The sequence below is a fragment of the Loktanella sp. DJP18 genome, assembly GCF_049310965.1.
Classification (GTDB): domain Bacteria; phylum Pseudomonadota; class Alphaproteobacteria; order Rhodobacterales; family Rhodobacteraceae; genus Loktanella.
In genome coordinates this window covers 1-22,032 of sequence record NZ_JBMERN010000063.1, presented here as the reverse complement: position 1 = coordinate 22,032, position 22,032 = coordinate 1, and the positions used below count along the sequence as shown (strand labels likewise).

Below are 22,032 nucleotides of genomic sequence, written 5' to 3'. Positions count from 1 at the left end.
CAGTATCTGTGACGCGCACCCGGCGGAGATCCGGCCGTGCAGAACACAAACAGACGGAGATCACGGCATGAGCGCATCGCAACAATTGCACGGCGAAGCAGACGAGGCTCCTCTGGACGTCGAGATCTACCCGTCGACTTCGCGGATCAGTTATCTGACGGACCGATGGGGTGAATCCCACGACCCGATCCCAGAACAGGGCTGGACCTGGGCCAGCCTCGAGATCACCCGCGCGCAGGTCGACGAATTTTCCCAGGGGCTGGATGATGTCTGGGGCTCCGAAGCTGCATTCCTTGTGCATGACAAGACAGACATGCAGGTCAAAATCTATGTCGAATTCGAATTCAGCGAGGATTGGCAACCGTCTGCTCCGCTGGGGCTCGATGCGACGTCTGCGGAGATTGCAGCATGGCGCAAGACCCTGGCATTTCATGGTCCTGCCATTCATCATGTCCTTCAAGGCCTCGCTGACATTGATGACCCCACAGCGACGCGGCTACGTGTCCTCTTCGATCCCGCAGCGTTCTACAACGGTGCCATCGCCGTCCTGATGCCGCTCGATACGCTGCACCTCTTGGATGGTGTGATCAAGCTGCTCTTTCAGCAGAACCTTACATTTCCGCCTTCAGCACATGCCCAGATGGGTGTTGCCGGCGGATTGCGCTGGCGCTATGACCCCGCGCACATCCCACAGGCCGCCCTTCCCGGTCTACATGTCCCTTTGGACCCTCTTTGATCCGACAGGATGACGAATATGACAGAACGCTGCGACGTCTACATTTATCCCAACACCCTGCGCACGACGTTTTTGACGACGTCGACCGGTCGTCTCCAGCAGATTCACCGTGACAATATCCAAAAATCCGGACTGCGACCCAAGGATATCGAAGACATTGTGAGCGCTGTCTCGGCTGTGCATGATGATGAATTCTACGTCGCCATCGATGACATGACGCACAGACTGTTTATCTACCTCGAACGTGACATCGAGGAAGAGTGGCTGCCTGATCACTACCTCGATCCGAACGCGACCCTTGCGGAATGTGCTGCCTGGGAAAAATCACTCGCACATCATGCGGTCGCACTGCATGACATCGCGGAAAAGATTGCCGACATAGACGACCCTGCCGCCCGTAAGGTCCGGTGCATATTCGACACATCGGGCATGAACCGTGAGGTCCGGTGCATATTCAACACATCGGGCATGAACCGCGGGGCACTGGCCATCAGCCTCCCCCTGAGCGCATTACACCTTGCAGGTCGTCTCTATCATGCTCTCGAGACAGCACCAGAGGCACCTTACAGCAATCACGCTATCCTTGATGTCACACAAAGGCTGACTTGGCACCACGACCCCGTTCATGTCCCGGCCGGCGCGATCCCCGGACCCAGGGTCGCGCTTGAGCCGATCATCGACGCGGAAAGAAACACGCCCGATCCATGTGCCAAGTAGAGGAGTTCTCGCCATGTCAGATTCAGCGGCCAAAACACAGCCTCACGCTGATCAGAGCCTCTTCGATATAGAGGTCTGTAAGACAACCCAGCGTGTGACTTTGCTTACAGATCGTTGGGGTGAGGTCGAGGCGTTCCTCAACGACAAGTCCCAGAAGTGGGATGCCTTCGGGATCACCTACAACGAAATCGTCGAGATCTCAGAAGGCCTCGATGCCGTCTGGCGGGACGAAACCTCCTACCTTGTGCATGATACCTCCGACAACGGCATAAAGATCATGATCGTCTCTTCGCTGTCTCAGGAAAATCTTCCCACAGTTTCGCTCGACATGAAACTTGGATCAGATGACATGCCGGGCTGGCGGAGGGCGCTCACCCTTCACGCACCTCAGATCGAGCACCTCGCGCGCGGTGTCTCGCACCTCGACGACCCAGACGCACGGGAGATCGAAATTCTCATCGATACGTCTGTCGAATCAGGCGCCGCTATCTGTGCGCTCATCCCCGTTGACGCAGATGGACTCTACGAACCCATCGCATCACTTCTCTTTGATAACGGCCTCGCATTTCCACCAAGTGCTCACGCGCAAATCAGCGCTGCAAGTGCTCTGCGCTGGCGATACGATCCTGAGAATACTCCAGCAGATGCGCTGCCTGGATCGAGCAGGCCAATATAGAACTTATGATCCCACCAGGACATGCCGCATCCCGGACGGGGTGCGGCATTTTTTCATTCCACTGGCGTGAGAGCACTTTCCTTGTCAGGCCCTGGCGTGTAAGTAGTCCCAAGCGCTTGAGCTCATTCCGTTTCGCGCTTGTGAAAACCCCTCATGTCCGATGCGTCCGCACGCTTAGCCTTGTTGCTAAGTGAACATGATGATATTTAGCCTCCCGGCTAAGTAAGTCAGGTCCCACCACGCCTGTTTTGCTTTCTGTCTTTACTTTCTGCCGCTTGCGGACCGTTGCGCCTATATCCTGACGGCAGGAACAGGAGATCTGGCATGGCAAAAGAAATCGAACGCAAGTTTCTGGTCGATGCTTCCCATCCTCAGTTTCAGGCCCTGATGACCGGGCCCTATACACAGATCCACCAGGGATACCTTGCCTCGACCGACAAGGGTGTCGTGCGTATCCGCACTGCCGACGATGAAGCCTTCATCACCGTCAAGGGTGTCAAAACCGGCATTACATGCGACGAGTTCGAATACCCGATTCCTCTGAATGACGCCCGTCTCATGCTGCGGACCTTGTGCGACAAGGTCTTGTCGAAACGACGCTTTCTGTTCCCGATCGGCAGCGGGCTGGTCATCGAGGTCGATGTCTTCGACCAGATCGACCTCATCCTGGCTGAAATCGAACTCCCATCAGTGGACCGCGCATTTGTGAGACCGGCATGGCTGGTGGCTGAAGTCAGCCATGATCCTGCTTATTTTAACAACAATATCATTGCCAGGATCTGACAAGATCTTTCACCGGAATACCGGGTGACATCTGTTGAAGATCGGCAAGCATAATCGGCAATGCACGGCATTTATTGCTCCCATCCGATTGCCCCGATGAGTTTTTTCCACAGAACCGGACCGGCAACTGCACCGTTCCAAATTTTGACGGAAACACGCCGATGTGAATCGCGCGGAGACTGCGTGCGCCGAATAGACTGTGTTTTTCCCTATCTCCTGATCAGGCATATTGCCGCCCCACAATCGGGGCAAACCCTAATTTGTGGGCCTGATGATGAAGAGACTGAAGCTGCTTTCTTTCCTATTTTCCATTTCTCTCGGCGCCGCCGCAAGCGCGGCCGACACGAATGTTTACCTTTCCACCGGCACCCTCGCCGGTCAAATTGCGCACAGCCCTGGGAGCATGTCTGCGGCCGGGACAGTGACGATGAAACTCGACCCGGCCTTCGTGCTGAAGATCAAAGATATCCAACTCTCATCGGAGACGATTACGCCAACAGCCGACGGAATGCTCTTGTCCATGGACGAGGTAAAGCTGCGCGCCTTGATCAGCCAGATCGAAGGCCTGCTTCTCTACAAGAAGTAATTTCCCGGGAAAACGAACATGGGCTACACTCGCGGTGCAGCCCATTTTTTTTGGTAAGACCCTCTCCGGATCAGCGAGAAAGTGGCCGCATCTGCGCATCAGACAGGGTAGTGTCAGCGAACTTGAACTGCTCCATGTTTCCGTCGGAATCGCCAACGGGGTAGAGCCGTTGCTGAACGAGCGTAACACTTCCGGCACCAGACAAGGTGATCCTGATCCCGCTCGATGCGCTGTTTGCAAAGCTCGCCTGGCTGATGGTGAAAGCACTCAGGTCAAGCTGATCGAACCCCGTATTGCCGTAAGCGTGGATGGTGTCCGCACCCGATGTGAAGACGACGATATCGTCTCCGCCGTTCGGGAAAATGTTATCGCCACCCGATCCAGGAGAAATCACATCGGCAAGAGCAGTTCCATAGACCGTGTCACCGTTGTTGCTGACCTGCGCCGCGATTGCACTCAGGCGCAAATCGCGCGCCGTGACCTCCCCGTCAGCCATGATGAAGCGACCGATCGATTCTGCGGGAAACTGCTCCGCAAGCGTCACGGAACCACCACTCGGTAAGACGATTTCCATGTCGGTCGCCGAAGACACATTCAACGTCAGATCTGCCAATCTGAAGGGTTGGAGGTCGATCAGGCTGTTACCTTCGCCAACCGATACAACGGCAAAGCCTGTGACATTGCCGGGTGTCACGATCCAGTGGTTGCCACCCGGGAGGGCTACGGTTGCGGTGTCGGCACCCAGGTAGAAAAGAATATCGCGTGGAGTCTCGGATGCCAGTGCAAAGAGATCGTTGCCGCCAAGGCCATCGAAACAGTCCTGGGAGCTCACATCTTCTCCACCGCCTGGCAAAATGTCAGGCCCCAGTGTGCCGACGTAGCACTTTTGCGCCGGGAAGACCGAGCCATCTGGCAGGTAGTATACCCGCTCGGCCGAAGCGATCAGCTGGGCCATCTCGATGGCGCCCGATGCGTCCGAAAAGATTCCTTCGATTTTACCACCCAAGCGGGTCACGCTTGAAATGGCAATGACCGCAATGAGGCCTGTCAGCATGCCGTATTCGACAAGGCTTGCGCCGCGCGCATTGCGCCAGATGCCCGGCAGGTCGCAGGGGCGGATAAACATATTGGGTGAAATCTTCATGGAGGCCCGATACTTTCGATATGCGATCGCGCGGATACGGCCCGGCGTTCTCATGGATGTGGGTCTAAATTGACCATAGCGGTATTTGATTTTGCATGAAACTCAGCTAAATCTGGCTTCATCCGGTGATTTCATGAAAAAGCGGCCCCGCCGCACGCACCCAGCAACGAGGGTGCCTGCCGGTGAGACCGGTGAAACCTGTTTCTGATAAGGAGATACCGCCGATGACAAGCGTTGCCACGCACCCTCAGGTCCAGGATATCGTGCCGAACTCCACGCAGGACCCAATGCGTCAGATCACAACCAAAGACGGTGGGACCACGCACGAGATCTCGCGCGACGTCATTGTCAAAGCTGTCATTGAATGGGACCGGACATTGCGCACCGGGTCCGGCTACGCCGCCCTGGGGCACGACGTCGATCACCTGTTGGGCAACGTCTGGAAAGGGCCGTGGGCCTTTGCCCGAGCGGCCGACGCCATCATTCAGCGCATGCGCAAGGCAGGTTGGCTTGAAAAGGGGCAAAAGCGCGGAAGCTGGGCCTTCACAACTGAAGGGCACGCTGCAATACGGCACCTTAAGTCTGCGCTCTGAAGGCTACGTTGGAAAAGAATTGGAATAGCCTGCCGCCCTTCCGGGTGGCAGGCTATTTTCATTCCGGCACCAGACGATCAGCGCGTCCAGTAGCAGTCCGGTTTGTTCGGATCGTTGTGATCCGCGGCAGAACACACGACATAAACGCCTGCGCGCGCGTCATATGTCGGGTTGGACGGGCAAGAAAAACCAGCGGCCGATGCGTAGGCATTGCGTGTCATCGACACGTCACTGAACACGATAACTTCGGGTGAGCACTGTCCGATGTCGATATCAAGGTTTGACCCGTCTTTGATACGAAGATGGTCGATTGAGTTTGTCACAGCGTTATATTCTGTTCCGGCAGGAACAGGGGTCCACACAACACTCGTAGATGACAAAACCGGAATCGCCAAAACGTCAAACCCATCCTGCCCGTCATGGGTAAAGTTCGTATTGGTGCTCGTCACGATCACGGTCGAATCCGCAGCCATTCCAGTCACAGTATCCTGACCGAAAATGAGAGAATCACCCACGCTGTTTCCGGACACGTAGAGCGGAGTGGTGTCGCCGTCGGAAAATTCCCAACCCGTCACACCAGCGCTGTAATCAAGACTGTAGCACGTGGGTGCCGGGTCCTGGCCAATGTAATTGTAAGGTCCAGTATCGCCCATCGCAGGGACGACCTCGCAGCCGCTCGTGTCTATCGGATCAAAGCCATCGCTCGCACCGCCACCACCGCCACCACCGCCACCACCTGTGGAGCCGCCGCCAATGGGGGCCCCGCCTGTGCCACCACCAGTGGAACTGCCGCCCGTATTCAGCGCGGTCTCAATCGCCGCACTGGACGTATTGAAAGAGGTCTCGATCTTTTCGCCAAGGTCGGTGACGCCGAAAATCGCAGCCGTGCTGATGAGGCCCACCAGGAGGCCATATTCAACCAATGCAGCGCCATGCGTCGGCTTGAGAATCCGGTTCATACTTGTTTTGATCATTTTTTATCTTCCTGTTCGCGCTTCTTTGCGCAAACTTAGGTCCGGCATCCGTTACTAAAAAAAATCAAATGCGGTTTCAGAGACGCTTTGCGGATACTATCGCAAGCATGCCGATCAGCCACGCCCCGAAACGAGGGGCGCGGCCTGCGCGGCACTCATGATTTCAGCAAGGAATAGGTCTGGACATGTTCGTGATCCATTATTTCCAGAATCGGTCTATTGTTGCCGTCGAAGGGCCATTTGAAGCATCGGCCGATGCGCGCAACTACCTCGATGAGCGAGGCCATTACCTCGACATGAAAGCACGTGTTCTTTCTGTGTCTCCGCCACGCAGAAACACTGCGAGCAAAATTGGCGCATCGACAGACGTGATGCCACGCCTTGCGCATGAAGCTGATCTTGGCATCTGCTGTGCGATCGCACCGCGCGGTAGCGCTTGCAGCTGCGGGTCCAGCCATATCGGATGCTGACCTGACATGCATGAGGCTCATTCGACACCATTATCCTGCCAGAGAAACAGACCATCCGGAGCCTGATCCCATGACAAAAATCAAAGCAAACACTGAGACAGCCTCTTTCGAAAAGCTCAAGCTCACCGTCCGATACTGGCTTCTCGGCCGCGGGTACACCATCGCACATGACGCCATGGAATTCGCCGCCGGTTGGCACACCGGCGTCCGCAAGGATGGCACACCCGAATTTTCACATCAGATCTGGCAGGCGTCGTATGCCCGCACACTAAGTGCCATGCTGTCCTTCCCAGAAGAGACCATCGCCACGATTTTTCTGCACGACGTTCTCGAGGACTACCCCGTCAAGCCTAAAGAGATCGAAGATCTCTTCGGCGCACGCATCGCAGATGCGACGGTCCGCATGTCCAAGACTATCGGCGGCCTCCAGCTCGATGAGAATTTTTATTACAGGGCACTCGCAGAATGCCCTATTGCTTCTGTCGCCAAAGGCATTGACAGGATGCACAACCACAAAACGATGATCGGCGCATTCAGTACCGCGAAGCAGGGGGCATACATCGAGGAAACCAGCGCCCTCGTCATGCCCATGCTCCGTGACGCTCGTCGCACATTTTCCAAGCAGGAACCCGTCTATGAGAACATCAAGCTGATCCTGCTTCAGCAGATGGAGCTTTACAGGTATGCACATGCATCAGGACGCGGCAACACACCATTAGCTACGGCAGAGACGACAACCTGACGTTGCGGAACAATGCCGATTGCATTATAGCAGATCAATCGCGCAGCGTTGACATTGATCGGCGAATTTGCGATTGCGGGAATGTCTGACAAACGCAAAAATGCGGACAATAAAATCTGACAATCCACATGGATCTGCTGGAGAAATTTGAAAACTATTTTTGTTGGACGTCACTTGTGTCTACAGATCTCTGTTTTGGCACATTTTAGCAGATGTTAAACAGTTTAAGTGGCCTATGGGTCTAATTGTCACTGATGTATGACCGCATCTCGCAGAAGCGAGACATCGTAATCGTCAAATACCGTGACTCCCATGAACCCCATGAGCCATGTCGTTTCCCGTCACTTGCGGTCAAGGAGCAGACCATGAAGATCATCAACCTTGCAAAGGCAGATACGCCCGGCGCAAAAACTTATGCGGATGTCATCGACGATATGCGGGTCCAGATGGGGCTCGATCACATCGCCTGCGGCACTGTCGTGCCGGATCGCCCGGAACTCTTCGGGTATGGCACCTACCCGGAAGCATGGCTGAAGATTTATGGAGAGCGCAATCTCTTCGAAACTGATCCTGTTGTCATCGTAGCATACCAATCAGCCTCACCGTTCAACTGGCTGCGCATCCGGGACCGACCCGAATTCGCTGCATTTTTCGCCCTCGCATTTGAAAATGGCATTCCGAGGAATGGCTTGAGTATCCCCGTGCGTGGGGCTGGAAATTCGTTCAGCGTCTTTACCGTCAGCAAGCATTGCACTGACTCAGAGTGGGCGCGACACATCTCGCCGCAGATCGGAACCCTCATGTTTCTCGCATCCCAAATGCATGACAATATTGTGTGCCAGATCAATGGCCTTCCGAGCGCTTACGAAACGCTTCCGCCAAAGCTCAGTGATCGTGAAATCGAAGTCCTGAATCTTGTTGAGGGCGGTAAATCAATAGAGGACCTGTCTGTCACGCTCGCCGTGACACCGAAAACGATCGAAATGATGATCCGGTCGGCTCGCATCAAGCTCGATGCTTTGACCCTCGATCACGCGATCGCGCGTGCGAAGGATATCGGCCTTTTAGCCGCCTGACACCCGTCCGCAGAATCTACAAGTGGCGTTCCGGCATGTCGTCGGAGCGCCTTTTTGCGTTTAGGGCCCACCCTCTTATTTCCACCTCGCCCTGTATGAGCGAGCTGCCGCAAAGATGGCAGTGATCTGATATTCAGATCTGACATGACCAAAGAGGGCGCCGCTATGATCACGACACTCCTTACACCAATGAGCACTGGCGACGCTGCTGCGCTGGCCGTCTCTGATCTGATGGGCGGCCGTACATCCCTGATCGCGACACTTTCAGGGTCGGCACTCTATGGCACCGGCGGAGCAAGCTCTGATCAGGACATCAGGTGCGCATTCATTCCCCTGAAGCGTGAAATCCTGACTGGCCGCGTCACCTTTGGCATCGATTCAAACCTCGAGAACAAGCGCCTGGGAATGGGCGATGTCGATGTCGCAGGGGTCTCCGTCATGCGCTACCTGGGCCTGATTGGCCGTATGGACATGATCACATCAGAACAGTTGTTCGCATCCATTTCGCCACGCTACCGCGTGTCCGATATGCACCCTGTTTTTGCCCGAATCTGGGAAAGCCGTGACAAACTCCTCGCCGGCAACGCCAGCTCGGCGACCGGTCACGCACGTCAACGCATGGGAGCTTTCTTCCCTGATGGCGACGAAAGCCTGGACGGCGCACGTGAGGCCCATGCGATCGTTTCCACACTGACGGTGGACAGGATCATCGATGCACCCGGGGTGATCGCACGCCTGGCTGCCATCCCCGGCGTCAAGGTGCAGGTCCAGGGCAAGGACCGGTTCAATCCCGGGCGAGACTGGGAAGATATGACCCCAGAAGAGCAGGAAACGGGTTGGGCGGACGGAAAACCAGTGTTCATCATCGTCTGCGGCAAAAAGATGATCGCGACGAGTCCCATGGACATCGTCCTGCGCATCCTCTCCAAGCCGCTGGAGACAGCCGCTCAGATCAAACGCATCACAACCCATGGCGATGACGTCGTCTGGAAGGATGCATATCAGGGCGTGCGGCTGATCTACCAGGCGATCGAATTGCACGTGAGCAGGTGCCTGACGTTTCCGCGTCCTGAAGCGCCATTCCTCAAGCAAATCCGTGCCGGCGAAATCTCAGTCGACGCGCTGAAGGATAACATCGCAGAAAAGATGGACGAACTGCGCGTCGTCGAAGCGCAGTTCCCATTCCGTGCAGAGCCTTGCAAGGCAACGACACTCGACATCGTCTGCGATGCCCATGAAATGGTCGTCCGCAGCTGATCCTCAGATCCTCACGAGATACAGATCGGCCGTTTGCGCACTGCAAGCGTCCATTCTGATTCCGGCAACGGGCGGGACAAGGTGTCATCAGGCAGTCATCTCGTCGCCCGGGTGCCGTTGGTGCCCCGGGCGACGAGACGCCTGAAACAAAGATCAAAAAGGATCAGAACCATGACCGCATTTCACGATTGCTCCAGCGCAGCGCAATATGCAGCTCTTGGCCAAGCGAGCCAGACTCCGATCTCAGTGCGCCGCAACGAGCCGATTCAGCTATCGGACCTGGAGGCTATGGGACGTTGTGTGGGCACTGCAAATACGCATCCGGCACCCGCTGAGACGATCGTCCTCGCAGCCGCACCTCGCCAGGCCATCCGCGAAGACGATTACGCCTGAGATCATTGCGACATCACGATATACAATACCCCGCTCGGCCTTGGCCGGGCGGGGTATTGTCATGTTGACGGCTTCGCGCAGGAATATCTTCCGACACCTTGGGCATGACCCAATCTCCTTGCCAGATCAGCAAGGATGCCGTGCATGTTCCACTCCTCCATTGAAGTCGGCTCTGCCGATATCCCGGTCAGGATTGTGCTTGAAACAACCGTGGAGCGGTGTCCGGAAGGTGCTCTGATGTTCTATAAGCAGATCCGCGCTTTTGCTCAGGCCGACAACGACAGGCGCTGCGAAGTTGGTGTCATCAGTGCGTGGCACGCGGTCTATCCTGATCTGAATGATGTCATTGCAGACGCCAGCCACCCTGCGACACGGCAACTCCTTGAGTTTGACGATATCTCCTTTGATGCAGGGCGCACGCTCGAGGATGTGCTCTCGACGCGTGCAAGTTTTACGGCACCGATCAAACGAAGTCTTTCGGGGCAGGACATCAGAGCGCTGTGCTACCTTGAAAGACTGGCAATCCATCCCGCACTGCGTGGCAGGGGTCTTGGACTTGCGATGCTGCGTGAGATGAGGGCACATGCGGCGGGCGTCGGCACTCTCGTCATGTTGAAAGCAATTCCGATCGACACACCATATGACCAGGTATCGGGAGATGATTTCGAGCGTGGTGCAATGCAAACAGATCGTGAAGGCTCGCGGGCGTTGCAATCCTATTACAAGTCAGATGCGCAACTGGGTTTTGTCAGACCATCGAGGTCATCCAAGTGCGGTGTCCTTGCTGCAATCTGGGACCCCTTCTCACTCTCGATAGCCCAACCCTTTGCTCTGTCAGTCTGCGTCTCCGCATCGCTCTTCGATTAAGGACGTGAGCGAAAGGCGCATCACATCTTTTGTTCCGGCATCCTATTCTGGCCTGATGGACTGAAGATCAGCAATGAAGCATTCTGGCTGGTCGCAGTGGGCGATGCATTCACGGCGACCGGTGCATATCCCCAATCCTCGCTGAATATCGATGTCCGTCATATACTGACATGACACCATTCAACCTGCGGCCGGACATGGGCGGGGGCTACGCCCCCGCGCCCCTCTCAAAGCCGGGCCCCCAGACCAAATTATGCATGCGAACCTGTCGATGCGATCTCGCCGGCGAGATCACTGGATCGTCTCACGCGTCCAGTTTGCTTTCTGGTGGGCCAGGCCCTGAAGTTACCCGGCGGCACCGCCTGCCGGGTTCGGCGCATGGCAGCTCACGCTCGCGCGCCTTTTCCAATCAGGGGCCCGCGGAACTGCGGGTAACATGAAGTCGCCTCAACCGGCTCGGCGCAGGACCCAGGGCTGCTGGCTGCGCAGCTGTAGCCCTGCGAAGTCCAGGAAGGTGAAAGAGCCGGACGCTGGTCGGTCCGGAACGCGCGACCCCCTCTGCCTGACTTGCTCCCTTCTTGAAGCAAGACAGGCAAAGAGGATCAGACCATGAATTTTCTCACAATGCTCATTCGGATCACATCCACAATGACCATTATCGGATCGGTGCTGGCCTTGGATCTGGCTATCGTCGGCATCATCCACTTTCAGAATGCGGGCTATGGCAACGTCGCAAAGGTGTTTGTCCAGCTCGGCCTGATCTCGCTTGTCGCAGGCACCGTCGCGATCTTCATCAAACGGTGCTTTCCCAAGCCTGTCGACACGACAGTGCGCGAGGCATCCTTCATTCATGTCGGCGCGCCACTGTAGCACACCACGTTACGTCAGGCGCAGTTCTGGACACATATCCTCGGCATCCAGAAACCCTCACCGAGGACCCGTCATGAAACGACACATCGCCATCGCACTTGTTACAGTCCTCGCAGCGCAGAGCGCCAGCGCCAACAGCATTATGTCCTTCGATCCCACGATCATCATCACGGCCGTCAAGGCACAGCGCTCGGATGGTCCGATCAAGACCCTGGCACCCAAACCATGTGCGAAGCCAGCAAAAGAAATCGCTGGCAAAGCCGGCGCCTCAAAGCCACCCCGCGGCGATACGCAATGCGCACCAGGCAAGCCGGCCAAAAAGCCGAAACCTAAACCTTTGAAGTGACGCCACGCCCAGCCAAGATCGCGTCAGACCCCAAAATCTTGAGGAGGCGCCCATGGCACGCACGGTACACTACATCGGATTTCGTGGTGACGAGTTCACCCGTGCCTTCCAGATTTACGGCGGACCTGTGATGATCCACAGGGTCAACGATGCCCGCACGCAAGCCGACATTGACGACGGCGTCGACATTGCGATCTACGCCAATAAGGAGCGCGAGGATCGGGTGCGCGAGATCCCCGGTCCCTGCATCTCAGGGCCAGGCTACGACTGACCCACTTTTGATCGAAGCTGGCCCCGCTTGCACAGGGTCAGATTTTTTCCTTTCAATCCGCAAGCCCGGCTTTGCTCATGAAATGAGTCAACCAATCTCCTGATCAGGATTTCAGGAAAGAGGCGCTCATGCCGAAAAAGATGGAAGTTGCATTCGGGGACCGGTTCCATTGCCGCGCCTGGGTCAAGGGGGCGTGCTACTGGGAAGTCATGACGCAAGCTGTCCCAATCCAGGTTCATGAGATCTCACACCGCGGGAGCTCCAGGCTCACTGATACACTGGTGCTGCGTGACGGTGAATACACGGCCGTTCCCGGTGGATCAGCCCTTTGGCTTTCCGAGGTAGGAGGCGGCATGAAGGAAGCCCAGGCTTACTTCGCCGAAGACGGCGAACTGCATGGGCCGGTGCGATACCGCATCGACCTTCTCGGTTGCCTTGCCCACATGCGGCCGCGCACAAGTCTTCTCCATGGATGTGCGTGGTTGGATTTTTCCGACCCCAACTTCACATGCGATCCGTCGCAGGAGCAGATTCTATGAATCCTGACCGCGATATCTCAACTGCGCCAGACGGGGCCAATCACTCCCACAAAGACGCAGCCGCGTCCGATAATGGCATCTGGCTCCTCGTCATCATGGGCGGGATGATGTGGGCACTCATCATTGGAGCTGTGTTCTGGGTGCTGCATATCACCCAGATCTTGATCCTCCCAACTACCGTGAAATATATCCTGATGGCCATCGGCGCCCTGCCTGGCCTGGGCCTGATCGCACTTTGCCAACGCATAGGGCGACGTCAAACAACGCCACGTAAGCCGGCGTCTTCGCGCTGACCGCAAACCACAACACACACTGAACAGGAAAAAGCATGACCGCGATCGATCAGCATCACTCTTCTGAAAAAATGCAGAACACATCCCTTGGCTGGAAATTGAAAGCGAACTTCGTGCTCATGACGGCCGCGTTCGTCATTGCCTGCACATGGGCAATCGCGGCAGCAGTGTAATTCATCCTGACCGGCTCACTGCCGCAAATCCTCAACAGTGTCATGGGCGCCGTCTACGCCGGATGTGGCGTCCTGTGCGGTATCCTCCAGTTCGTCCCAAGCAAGGATTGATCGTGCACAGCCATCTCGATAACGACGACTTTGAGGATATTTCTCTCGCCTTCGCCATGGAGACAGAACAGGCCGACCGGCTCGACATGCACGTCAGGCGCATGCGCTGGAGTATCGTTCTGGTCGTATTTGTCCTGCTCTCACTCTACGTGACAGCCATCCTGGTGACACACCGGCTTGTCGCAATGCCGCAGTCGTTTCTCCTCGCTGGATGCCTTGTTGCCGTGATGGGGCACCTGCCTCTGGCGATCAGCACCTGGCTGCTGAACCGCGATCTGAAATGTGGCCGCGTCCGTGGAAAAATGCCCGTGAGATGATCGCCGGCAGTCGCCACATGGACCCATCTCACAAGTGTTGATGTGCCATGAGGAGACCGGACATGAAAAATCTTGCAACCCAGACGTATCAGACAATCGAAGCCGGCATCGTGTGGGAAAATCACGACGAGGGTGACCAGGGTATGTTCCAGACCCGGTGCGGCCGCTTCGAGACCAGTCTCGATCCTGTCTATGGATACCTGCGGCTTCACGTCGACGGCGATACATCCGAAAGCATCCACGAGAGCCCCAGCCTGACGTCTATGACGCGCGCTGCCGCGCAGGTTCTGGCCCGCGAACAGGGTGTTGCCGTGCCGTGTGCAACGCCGTCCGATTTCGCCCTGACACCACTACGCGAAGAGGTCTGAGATGTTCGCATTCCTGAAGAGAGAAAAAGCCACTTCCGTGGTGCCGCCACAGCAAAGCATGACTCGCACCCCCAAGCAGACCGCCGTCGCGACGGCCGGGCGCAAGGCCTTTGACGCCCTCGGCCAGGACAGCTGCGCCGATATCTGGGTCCGCATCATTACAGATGCATCAAGACGCGCCGGACGCCAGGTGAGGCTTTCAGAGCGTGGTGAGATGGTCTCGGCCCTCTACTACTACGCCGACCTGCTCGAAGCCTCCCGGAACCCCTCCGACGAGGCCACTGCGATCACCATTCGCGCCATCCTGCGCCGGCCTTTCCGGCTGGAGCGGGCTCTTGCAACTTACGCCGAAGAGGTAAAGTCGCCGCACGCCGACCATTGCAAGGCACCGCGCACCCTACAAACATTCGCAGGGCTCGTCCTTGCCCTGCGCACCATGCGTGACCGCCCGGACCTGCTGATCGATTGATCGGGATTTCCCTTTGAGGCCTTCCAGCCAATATTCTTTGCAACCGGCAACACGACATCGACTGAAGGAGCTACGCCATGGGTATGAACATGATCGCCGTGATGTTCGAGGACAAGATCGACGCATGGCCTGCACAAATGCGCGCAGCACACACGGGCGAAAGCGTCAATGGTCGACCGTTCCGGGATGGGGATTTTCACTTCGGCAAAATCATGGCGCGCGTCGCGGAGCGCGACTGTGTGCTGGTTGCTGCCGGCGGCAACATGGGCGGCCTGATCGAGGATGAGATCGCACGGTCTCGGGCCTCTCGTCGCAAGAAGGACGCCGACGAGGTGATCTTGCGCGACTTGCGCCTCCTGTTGCTGGGGCATGGATACTACCTGCGACGCCCCGGCCGCAGCCGCGCGGAGGGCCCTCTCGGTTGGGGTTACGCCGGCGAAATCGCCTCCGGCAAGGCGACCCCGCCTGAAACCAGTTCGCTGATCTGCGGGCCGGGGGCCGGCGTCGCCGTGCTTCTCGTCAACGACGAGGCGCATGAGTGGCCAAACGAGATGAGGACTGCGATGAACGCCAAGGGCTTCTCGGGTCACAAAGGCTCCTTCGGCTACGGACAGATCGTCTCCGTCGCCCACAACAGTTACGTGCAGACCGCAGGCATCTGCGGGGCCGGCGGCCAGATGCTATCCTGTTCGCACCAGGTAGACGACCGCTTCCTCAAGGAAGCCGCGCTCGTGCTGCGCGGCCAGGGCTACGCCACCCGTGCGCCCGGCGAGAAAGGCTACGCTGAGCCGATATTCGAGACAGTCACTGCCGTCTGAACGACGGCGCCGCACAGAACCGGGAACACCAATTTCCTCCTCAGTCTATGTGGTCAGCCTCAAAAAAGCGCAGGACCTGCCTGTCCTGCCGGACCTCTCATCGGTGAGAGGCCCGACAGGCCAGCCAGAAAAACAGACAGAAGGAAGGATTTCCCCATGGGCGTGATCATCTCCGGCTACTCCGCGAACAACGACCTCGATTTTTCCGCCGACCACCACCGCGCCATCGACGATGACAGCATCTCGCTGAGCGAGGGGAACTGGCGCGAGCACCTCGCCGAGCTCTTCTTCGGAGAACCCCATGATGTCGATATGCCCGCCGCGCGTGTCGCAAAAGCGGCTGACGATTTCATCGACTACACCACCGGTCGCGTGAACCTCGACACCACTACGCTGTGGCATATCGATATGGCAGGCAAGGTTACCCGCCTGGCAAAAGAGACAATCGCACATGGCGGTGACACGATCGGCATTGCCGACTAATTGCGCCACTCGCAATCGACTGCCACACTCCCACAACCCCGGAATAAAACGGAAGGACTTCACCATGTGTGATATCTGCAATCGCGACATGTCCCTGATCGAACGCCTGGCGCCCTTCCTGAAAGAAGGCGTCACAGCAAAACTTCAGCGTGGCGGCTGCATCCAGAGCCTTTTGCTGACTGATGGGAAAAAGAGCATGACCATCGTCGCCGATGGCGGTGATGACACCGGCGGATTTTTCCACCATGATGCTATCTCGAACACGGAGGCAGTCCTTGGCACTCTTCTACCATGCAACACCCGCTGAAGCTCTTTCAGAAATTCTGAAGAGCGGACTTAAACCCCGTATCGGTCCACGCTCCAATCTGATGGGCGAGACGATAGCCGCAGTCTACATCTTCGACGATCCGGACATGCTTGATGACGCCATTGGCGGGTGGCTAGGCGACGCCTTCGAAGATCAGGGTATCACAGAACTCGCAGTCTTGAGCGTCGACCTTGATATCGATACTCTGGGCGCATCACTGAGCCATGACGGATTGTCTCACGCCTGCACCCGCCGCATAGCTCCAGAAGTGATCCGCGTTTTGCGCATGGAACCGCTCGACGTCTGACCGCACCCCGAAAGGACTGCCCCATGATGAATGCCATCGTCTCCTGTCTGATGATTTGGGGTATGGGAAAAATCACTGACCTGCTGGTCAGGCGTGGTGTCAAAATCCGGAGGCGCATGCGCATCCTTGGCGAACTGTCACGCCGCGCGCGCCCCGCCATGATCGGCTTCCTCGTCTACTCAGCTTTCGATTGGCTGATCCCTGACGCCTTACCGGATCACATCGGCATCGGCATTGAACTCGCATGGGCCGCCTTCTGGATTCCGATCATTCTGATCTGGGCGATCGATCTCAAGCGCAATGGCGACGCCATGGCCCGGCTGACAGGCGTCGCCTGCTGACGGCGCGCCGCCACGCACGTTACAGACGTTTTTCAATGACACGAACGACAATGCACCGGCACCCAGCGCAGGGAGCAATAACCCGTGCTTCCCCACTTAACTGACAAGGACGACAACGCATGGGCTATATCTCAGACGACAACTGCTCATCCTACCGGGCTGAAATCGACACCTGGGGTGTCGACGATGACATGATGACAGACTGCGGCGAGCGCGTGGGTGATCTGGAGCCGATCGGCGACTGCACCCTCTCGCCAGGCGACCCCTCGCCTGTCGGACGCTCGCCGGATGGCGATCTCGCCTACCTGCTCAAGCCGGACACGACCTACGTTGATCTGTCGCGTGCGGCCTGCGCTTTTCTCGCCTCGCTCCTCGCGCGCAACCTGGGCCTGAGCGCCATCCCGGCGGACACCACCAAGGTGGCTGCGGAAAATGCCTTCCTCAAACTTCTCTTTGAAGCCGCACCACCCGTGCTCTACGGCGACAGCAACCACGGCAAGATCCAGCTTTCCGCGATCCACGACGCCATCCTGACGGGAGCGCTGGACGCGTTGCCGGACAACTTGCGCCTTCCTGCGGACGCCGATTGAGCCGGTCCGCGTTCTACGACACCTCACACAGCGCCGCAGCCCAAAGGACATCGCCATGACCCATCTCAAAACACTGGCGGAAGGCGTCGACGACGCCATGGATGCCTTACTCACGGAGGTTGAGCGCATCTTGATGGAGAAGGTCAAGGTGCTCTCCCTGAGCTATCCGAAGCGGGTCTTCAGCCTCAAGAGTGGCCACGGCAGTCAACATCTCGAGGTCACGCGGCGTAGCACGGGCTTCAACTTCGTGACCGGACGTGAGGATCACTTCACGGTCGACTGCCGCGGCGACGGCTCGAGAGCTCCAGCGTGGTTCGCAGCAGATCTCTTCAAGGAGGTCGACGAGATCAGCACGCGCTTCCAGGATCACTTCAACGGCTATGCCTGCGTCCAGGTGGACTACAGCGTCCAGAGCGGTGTCGTGCGGGTCTGACCCTGCCTCTGCCGTTTCGATCGGGTAACCACCACAAAGCATGAGGGGGCCCTGCCGGAGCGATCCGGCAGGGCTTTTTTCGTTTTCTCATAAAGCAAGTTTTCCTGATCAGTCGTGGCTCTGGTGGACCGTCGGTCATACGGAGGCGGGCGGCAGCACGATATCCAGTCGTATCCATCAGATCAGAACCTTGTCTAACAAAGTTTAAAGCTGAAAGTTAGATTTCGGATATCTTCGACGCCATAGTGATAAGCGAGGCGACCAATCACCGCGTGGACAGCGTCATGCGACGCCGCCAGGCCTCAAGGCTTCTTGCGGCAGATCAAATCGCCAGTGTGCAGTGCAAGAATGATGTCGCTCCTACAGTGCACTCCGAATTGGGCGCACTGAGCGGAGATTCGATCCGGAAAAAGCCTCATAGACGAAGTTCGGTCCTGATAACTATTGGAGGTGCGATGTCCAGATCACAGATCATCGACCGCGGCACCCTACCGGACCAGATGCGCACCAAGCCGTTCTTTGCATCCTTCCTTTTTATGGATGCCTGGGGCGTCTTTCCTGGCAAGCGTAATGATGCGCCAGCCTTTGCACTTCGTATGGCCATGATCATGTCGGGTCATCCAATGTTTCCTTGCGTGGCGGCGACGATCCAGACGTTCGGCGCCCCCCCCCCCCCCACCGGGTGTTGCGGGATCTCGGCGCCGACACCGGTGACGACTGGATAGATATCCCCGCCGAAGTGCCCATGAGCATCATCGAAGCCTTCGCCCGGCTGACGATGCAACCGATCGACTGCTATGAGGCAAAAATCAACGAAGGCGGCATCAAAACGGCACATCAGGCCGATATCACCTGCCTGGGCGGATTGCGGCCGGCAGGCGAAGTTTGCGCGTTCAACGCGACCCTCTTCATGGACACAGAGCCCCTGAAAAACCTCTCGAACCACGCCATGCTGCGCGTCTCCGGCACGCCTTGGGTCGAATACTTCAATCCGGCCATCCTGCAATAATCAGGATGGAAGCAACCACTTGGGAAAATGGACCCATGTTCCATTCCTCAACACCGCAACCTGAAAGGGAATACCTCCATGTCGACTGGAAGCCTCATCCTGCGCCAACAAGGCGGCCTCGTCGCTCTGTCCCTCGTGGACAGTGATGGAAACGACAAATCCTTCTACGACCTACTCCGCATGGACCGCGCCGATGCGATGGCCCTGTCTGCCGGAACGTCGCAACTTGCCTGCGACTTCGATGTCAGTGACTGGAAGAGCACCGACACCCCGATGCGCCTGGTCGCCATTCTGTCGCGCGACCTCGGTGATGGAAAGAAGCCCTGGATCATCAAGCTCGTGCCCGCCACGACCTCCGAAGAAGACGCCAAGACGCCAGACGTGAGCGGCAAGATCATGGGGCGCCTGTCGCATGGCTACATGGAGGAGCTTGATCGCCACAACGCTCTCATCTTCACACCTGACACGAGCCCGCTCGTGCGCTTCAACCTGCAACGCAAGATCGCAGAGACGCGCACACAGCTGCTCGTGCTGGAAGCACAGCTGGAAAGTATGGGTGAGAATACCATGGGCAAGCACAACTACATGCCCGCCTGAAAAAGGCAAACAGAGACATGGGCAAGAGCCCGTCACGCGATAAGACGACAGGCCTTATGGGAGGGGCGCACAACACCGGCGACCTGATGCCCGCACATTGCGTAACTGCTGCAATGACGCCGGCCAGCTGTCGACGCGGGTGGCCTCGCCTCCCTGTTCGTCTTGATGAAAGGGCCAGTCTCCCCATGGGAGGCTGGCCCTTTCTGACTCTGAATCTTCCCTTTAAGCCGAAGACCGCGCGGTCCGGTCTCAATCTCGAATTTCTGTCCATGTCCCCGTCAGGGGTCATGTAGACTGGTGTCGGCGACGCGCGGCAGATGAACCTCGACAGGAAAAACCCAGATCATCACCACATACTGGTTTGCGGTCTTATCTGATGAGCGCACGAACGCGAAAAAACGCACGCGATCCTGCTGCGAAAGAAGCTTTTTTTGCAGTGACGGTATTTTCGCTCGATACGACAACCTCGTCGAACCCCAGTTGATCCCTGACGGATACCAGCAGCATGGATGCCGGCAAAACGTCCCTGATCACCACATTCTGGGCGGGAGCAGAACCATTGGCTATGCTGCTCACGTCGATCCGATACTCGACGCAAACACCAGGCGTTGCGACCGATGCATCTGGCAAAGTCGCCTGTGTGGCGCAATCGAACACGACCCCCGGCACGCTGACGGGTATGACGCTTTTTGTTGCCGTGATGACTGAAGCCGGGACGACGACTTTTCTTATGACGACATTCAAGTTCTGGAATGAAGAGGCGCCAGAAGCACCGGTGGCGGTAATCGTGACCTGATAGATGTTGTCGGTGTTTGCATCTGATGGTGCATCATAGACGGGGGCGGTTGCAAACGTGAGCGCACCTGTCTGCGGATTGATCACGAAACGTGCCGCGTCCACCCCGGAAATCGACCATGTCGATGTGAGGTTCGAGGTATAGGTCGCCACCGGCTTCAGCCCTTCGTCAAGCGTGATGGTTGCCGTCACAGCCCCCACTCCGCCAGATGGACCGGTGATGACAGGTGTTCCAGACCCCTGCTCCTGGAGGTAGAGGTTCAATCCGCTGACAAGCCCGGACAAAGCTGCGTTGCCGCTGACACTCGTGCCATTGACGTAAGACAGCGTGGAGCCATTCTTTCTGACGGCATAGTTGCGCGTTCCATCGAGGATATAGTTGCCACCGGACCATGGTATGGATTGCGGCGCATTCCCTGGTGCGGGAATGAAGCCAAAATATTGCACAGTGCCGCTCGTCGTAATCCGCCAGTTGATCGCCCCAACAACATCGATGACCGATCCGTTATTGAGGATCATGCGCAGCGTACCATTCAGGTCGTTGCCTTGCGTGCCACCAAACTGACCGCTGGTTGAAACCTGCGTAAAATAGACTTGTGCAATTCCCAGAGTGGAAAATGTGGTGATGGCATCGACTTTACTCGTATTCTGGCCAAGCGTGCCAACGATGCCGTCATTGAAAGACACCGATACGATATTCGCGGCTGCCGGCAACACGAAGACAAAGGCAAGCATCACGGCAAGGCAAAAAGACCTCAATGCCCTCATAGATGCGAATAGGTTCAACATTAGAATTGCCTCTTGATACTCTCGAGGATTTGGTCGCCACGGGTGTGGATGGCAAATCAGAAGACAGGGCACGAATGTCCTCGGTGCGAAACAAGATGTCGGGAGCGGCGCGCGACTTGCAGTCGTGCATCACACCTGCATAGCTTGCAACGCAACCGCCTCCGCAGCGGCTCACTGAGATCGGACCTGCGAGCACATCATGCGGATGTGGCAGACTTTAGATCCAGTCAAGGCACCCCGGCCGCCGACATTGCCTCGAACCCTTCAGAGCCTGACAAGGAACAAGTCCGTGCCCCAGACCACATACGTGAAGGAGAATGACGGCAGCACTTACACAGCACATCTGGATCTCAGCGGGATCACCAATGAGACAATGACCGACAGCGGACACCGGGTGGGTGAGCTTGAACCCATAAGGGCGGCAACCCTGTCACCTGGCGATGAACCCCCTGTCGGCCGCACGCCCTATGGCGACCTGACTTACCCGGTCTTCAAGGATCGCGGCAAACTCGGTATCTCACGCAGGGAGCTCTTACTCCTGGCTCACCTTCGGTTCGCATATTCCTCCCTGAGAGAGCTCCCGTCTTACCCCCTCCAGACGCCCGAAGAGGTTGCCGTCAGTGACGTCTTCCATGCGGCCGTGCCGCACCAGCTCTTCAATCGGAGGAGCAACCACGGGAAGATGGCATACCTTGCCTGCCTCGATGCCGTTATTGAGGGAAATATCGATGAGGCACTGAGCTACTTCCAGGACGAAGCGCGCGAAAATCCTGACACCGGCGTTTGAGCGCG

General features: G+C 57.2%; 34 protein-coding genes. 31 read left to right on the top strand and 3 right to left on the bottom strand.

Annotated features, from left to right (window positions below):
- The 5 genes from ACOI1H_RS16240 to ACOI1H_RS16220 all read left to right on the top strand — a co-directional run.
- Nucleotides 1-736: hypothetical protein (locus ACOI1H_RS16240; RefSeq protein ID WP_422438886.1), on the top strand; the 736-nt coding region annotated here is incomplete at its 5' end.
- Nucleotides 737-808: 72 nt separating this feature from the next.
- A complete protein-coding gene (locus ACOI1H_RS16235; RefSeq protein ID WP_422438885.1) occupies nt 809-1,453 on the top strand; it encodes a hypothetical protein in 645 nt (214 codons plus the stop codon).
- A gap of 13 nt (nt 1,454-1,466) precedes the next feature.
- Nucleotides 1,467-2,129 carry a hypothetical protein gene (locus tag ACOI1H_RS16230; protein ID WP_422438884.1) on the top strand — a complete coding sequence of 221 codons (663 nt, stop codon included), beginning with the start codon at nt 1,467-1,469 and terminating at the stop codon, nt 2,127-2,129.
- A 324-nt stretch (nt 2,130-2,453) separates the two neighbouring features.
- Nucleotides 2,454-2,912, top strand: a complete 459-nt coding sequence (locus ACOI1H_RS16225) for a CYTH domain-containing protein (RefSeq protein ID WP_422438883.1) — start codon at nt 2,454-2,456, stop codon at nt 2,910-2,912.
- A 271-nt stretch (nt 2,913-3,183) separates the two neighbouring features.
- Nucleotides 3,184-3,498, top strand: coding sequence for a hypothetical protein (locus tag ACOI1H_RS16220; RefSeq protein WP_422438882.1), 315 nt, complete (start codon nt 3,184-3,186; stop codon nt 3,496-3,498).
- 70 nt (nt 3,499-3,568) lie between these two features.
- Here the strand turns inward: ACOI1H_RS16220 and ACOI1H_RS16215 are convergent, their stop codons facing one another.
- Nucleotides 3,569-4,642, bottom strand: coding sequence for a hypothetical protein (locus ACOI1H_RS16215; RefSeq protein ID WP_422438881.1), 1,074 nt, complete (start codon nt 4,640-4,642; stop codon nt 3,569-3,571).
- A gap of 263 nt (nt 4,643-4,905) precedes the next feature.
- Between ACOI1H_RS16215 and ACOI1H_RS16210 the strand changes: the two genes are divergently transcribed.
- Nucleotides 4,906-5,235, top strand: coding sequence for a hypothetical protein (locus ACOI1H_RS16210; RefSeq protein WP_422438880.1), 330 nt, complete (start codon nt 4,906-4,908; stop codon nt 5,233-5,235).
- Nucleotides 5,236-5,312: 77 nt separating this feature from the next.
- On the opposite strand, the gene ACOI1H_RS16205 is transcribed toward ACOI1H_RS16210, so the two are convergent.
- A complete protein-coding gene (locus ACOI1H_RS16205; RefSeq protein ID WP_422438879.1) occupies nt 5,313-6,209 on the bottom strand; it encodes a Flp family type IVb pilin in 897 nt (298 codons plus the stop codon).
- Between the two features lie 185 nt (nt 6,210-6,394).
- Between ACOI1H_RS16205 and ACOI1H_RS16200 the strand changes: the two genes are divergently transcribed.
- The 24 genes from ACOI1H_RS16200 to ACOI1H_RS16085 all read left to right on the top strand — a co-directional run bounded on the left by ACOI1H_RS16200 (nt 6,395) and on the right by ACOI1H_RS16085 (nt 19,656).
- Nucleotides 6,395-6,679, top strand: coding sequence for a hypothetical protein (locus ACOI1H_RS16200; RefSeq protein WP_422438878.1), 285 nt, complete (start codon nt 6,395-6,397; stop codon nt 6,677-6,679).
- Nucleotides 6,680-6,749: 70 nt separating this feature from the next.
- Complete coding sequence (locus ACOI1H_RS16195) at nt 6,750-7,421, top strand: hypothetical protein (RefSeq protein ID WP_422438877.1); 672 nt, start codon at nt 6,750-6,752, stop codon at nt 7,419-7,421.
- Nucleotides 7,422-7,786: 365 nt separating this feature from the next.
- Nucleotides 7,787-8,497, top strand: a complete 711-nt coding sequence (locus tag ACOI1H_RS16190; protein ID WP_422438876.1) for a LuxR family transcriptional regulator — start codon at nt 7,787-7,789, stop codon at nt 8,495-8,497.
- Nucleotides 8,498-8,662: 165 nt separating this feature from the next.
- Nucleotides 8,663-9,754, top strand: coding sequence for a hypothetical protein (locus ACOI1H_RS16185; protein ID WP_422438875.1), 1,092 nt, complete (start codon nt 8,663-8,665; stop codon nt 9,752-9,754).
- A gap of 171 nt (nt 9,755-9,925) precedes the next feature.
- Nucleotides 9,926-10,147 carry a hypothetical protein gene (locus tag ACOI1H_RS16180; RefSeq protein WP_422438874.1) on the top strand — a complete coding sequence of 74 codons (222 nt, stop codon included), beginning with the start codon at nt 9,926-9,928 and terminating at the stop codon, nt 10,145-10,147.
- Between the two features lie 144 nt (nt 10,148-10,291).
- Nucleotides 10,292-11,014, top strand: coding sequence for a GNAT family N-acetyltransferase (locus tag ACOI1H_RS16175; RefSeq protein ID WP_422438873.1), 723 nt, complete (start codon nt 10,292-10,294; stop codon nt 11,012-11,014).
- Nucleotides 11,015-11,623: 609 nt separating this feature from the next.
- Nucleotides 11,624-11,884 (top strand): hypothetical protein, encoded by a 261-nt coding sequence (locus ACOI1H_RS16170; protein WP_422438872.1) that lies wholly within the window; start codon nt 11,624-11,626, stop codon nt 11,882-11,884.
- 73 nt (nt 11,885-11,957) lie between these two features.
- Entirely contained in the window at nt 11,958-12,230 is a 273-nt protein-coding gene (locus tag ACOI1H_RS16165) for a hypothetical protein (protein ID WP_422438871.1), read from the top strand.
- A gap of 52 nt (nt 12,231-12,282) precedes the next feature.
- The gene (locus tag ACOI1H_RS16160; RefSeq protein WP_422438870.1) at nt 12,283-12,501 is read left to right on the top strand and encodes a hypothetical protein; all 219 of its coding nucleotides are present in this window, start codon (nt 12,283-12,285) and stop codon (nt 12,499-12,501) included.
- Between the two features lie 128 nt (nt 12,502-12,629).
- Nucleotides 12,630-13,040, top strand: coding sequence for a hypothetical protein (locus tag ACOI1H_RS16155; protein WP_422438869.1), 411 nt, complete (start codon nt 12,630-12,632; stop codon nt 13,038-13,040).
- Complete coding sequence (locus ACOI1H_RS16150; RefSeq protein ID WP_422438868.1) at nt 13,037-13,333, top strand: hypothetical protein; 297 nt, start codon at nt 13,037-13,039, stop codon at nt 13,331-13,333. The genes ACOI1H_RS16155 and ACOI1H_RS16150 overlap by 4 nt, the downstream gene beginning before the upstream one ends.
- Before the next feature lie 35 nt (nt 13,334-13,368).
- Nucleotides 13,369-13,506: a hypothetical protein gene (locus ACOI1H_RS16145; protein ID WP_422438867.1), complete on the top strand. Its 138-nt coding sequence runs from the start codon at nt 13,369-13,371 to the stop codon at nt 13,504-13,506.
- 113 nt (nt 13,507-13,619) lie between these two features.
- Entirely contained in the window at nt 13,620-13,934 is a 315-nt protein-coding gene (locus ACOI1H_RS16140) for a hypothetical protein (protein ID WP_422438866.1), read from the top strand.
- 62 nt (nt 13,935-13,996) lie between these two features.
- A complete protein-coding gene (locus ACOI1H_RS16135) occupies nt 13,997-14,302 on the top strand; it encodes a hypothetical protein (protein WP_422438865.1) in 306 nt (101 codons plus the stop codon).
- A 1-nt stretch (nt 14,303) separates the two neighbouring features.
- Entirely contained in the window at nt 14,304-14,771 is a 468-nt protein-coding gene (locus ACOI1H_RS16130) for a hypothetical protein (RefSeq protein WP_422438864.1), read from the top strand.
- Between the two features lie 83 nt (nt 14,772-14,854).
- A complete protein-coding gene (locus ACOI1H_RS16125) occupies nt 14,855-15,589 on the top strand; it encodes a hypothetical protein (RefSeq protein WP_422438863.1) in 735 nt (244 codons plus the stop codon).
- A 156-nt stretch (nt 15,590-15,745) separates the two neighbouring features.
- Nucleotides 15,746-16,072, top strand: a complete 327-nt coding sequence (locus tag ACOI1H_RS16120; RefSeq protein ID WP_422438862.1) for a hypothetical protein — start codon at nt 15,746-15,748, stop codon at nt 16,070-16,072.
- Between the two features lie 88 nt (nt 16,073-16,160).
- Nucleotides 16,161-16,379, top strand: a complete 219-nt coding sequence (locus ACOI1H_RS16115) for a hypothetical protein (protein WP_422438861.1) — start codon at nt 16,161-16,163, stop codon at nt 16,377-16,379.
- Complete coding sequence (locus ACOI1H_RS16110; RefSeq protein WP_422438860.1) at nt 16,348-16,686, top strand: hypothetical protein; 339 nt, start codon at nt 16,348-16,350, stop codon at nt 16,684-16,686. The genes ACOI1H_RS16115 and ACOI1H_RS16110 overlap by 32 nt, the downstream gene beginning before the upstream one ends.
- 23 nt (nt 16,687-16,709) lie before the next feature.
- Nucleotides 16,710-17,027 carry a hypothetical protein gene (locus ACOI1H_RS16105; RefSeq protein WP_422438859.1) on the top strand — a complete coding sequence of 106 codons (318 nt, stop codon included), beginning with the start codon at nt 16,710-16,712 and terminating at the stop codon, nt 17,025-17,027.
- A 119-nt stretch (nt 17,028-17,146) separates the two neighbouring features.
- Nucleotides 17,147-17,617 (top strand): hypothetical protein, encoded by a 471-nt coding sequence (locus ACOI1H_RS16100; protein ID WP_422438858.1) that lies wholly within the window; start codon nt 17,147-17,149, stop codon nt 17,615-17,617.
- A 55-nt stretch (nt 17,618-17,672) separates the two neighbouring features.
- The gene (locus tag ACOI1H_RS16095) at nt 17,673-18,050 is read left to right on the top strand and encodes a hypothetical protein (protein ID WP_422438857.1); all 378 of its coding nucleotides are present in this window, start codon (nt 17,673-17,675) and stop codon (nt 18,048-18,050) included.
- A 631-nt stretch (nt 18,051-18,681) separates the two neighbouring features.
- On the top strand, nt 18,682-19,059 hold the full coding sequence (locus tag ACOI1H_RS16090) for a hypothetical protein (protein WP_422438856.1): 378 nt from the start codon (nt 18,682-18,684) through the stop codon (nt 19,057-19,059).
- A 78-nt stretch (nt 19,060-19,137) separates the two neighbouring features.
- Entirely contained in the window at nt 19,138-19,656 is a 519-nt protein-coding gene (locus ACOI1H_RS16085) for a hypothetical protein (protein ID WP_422438855.1), read from the top strand.
- A gap of 369 nt (nt 19,657-20,025) precedes the next feature.
- On the opposite strand, the gene ACOI1H_RS16080 is transcribed toward ACOI1H_RS16085, so the two are convergent.
- Nucleotides 20,026-21,240: a hypothetical protein gene (locus ACOI1H_RS16080; RefSeq protein WP_422438854.1), complete on the bottom strand. Its 1,215-nt coding sequence runs from the start codon at nt 21,238-21,240 to the stop codon at nt 20,026-20,028.
- Between the two features lie 289 nt (nt 21,241-21,529).
- On the opposite strand from ACOI1H_RS16080, the gene ACOI1H_RS16075 reads away from it, so the two are divergent.
- Complete coding sequence (locus tag ACOI1H_RS16075; RefSeq protein WP_422438853.1) at nt 21,530-22,027, top strand: hypothetical protein; 498 nt, start codon at nt 21,530-21,532, stop codon at nt 22,025-22,027.
- Nucleotides 22,028-22,032: the final 5 nt, after the last annotated feature.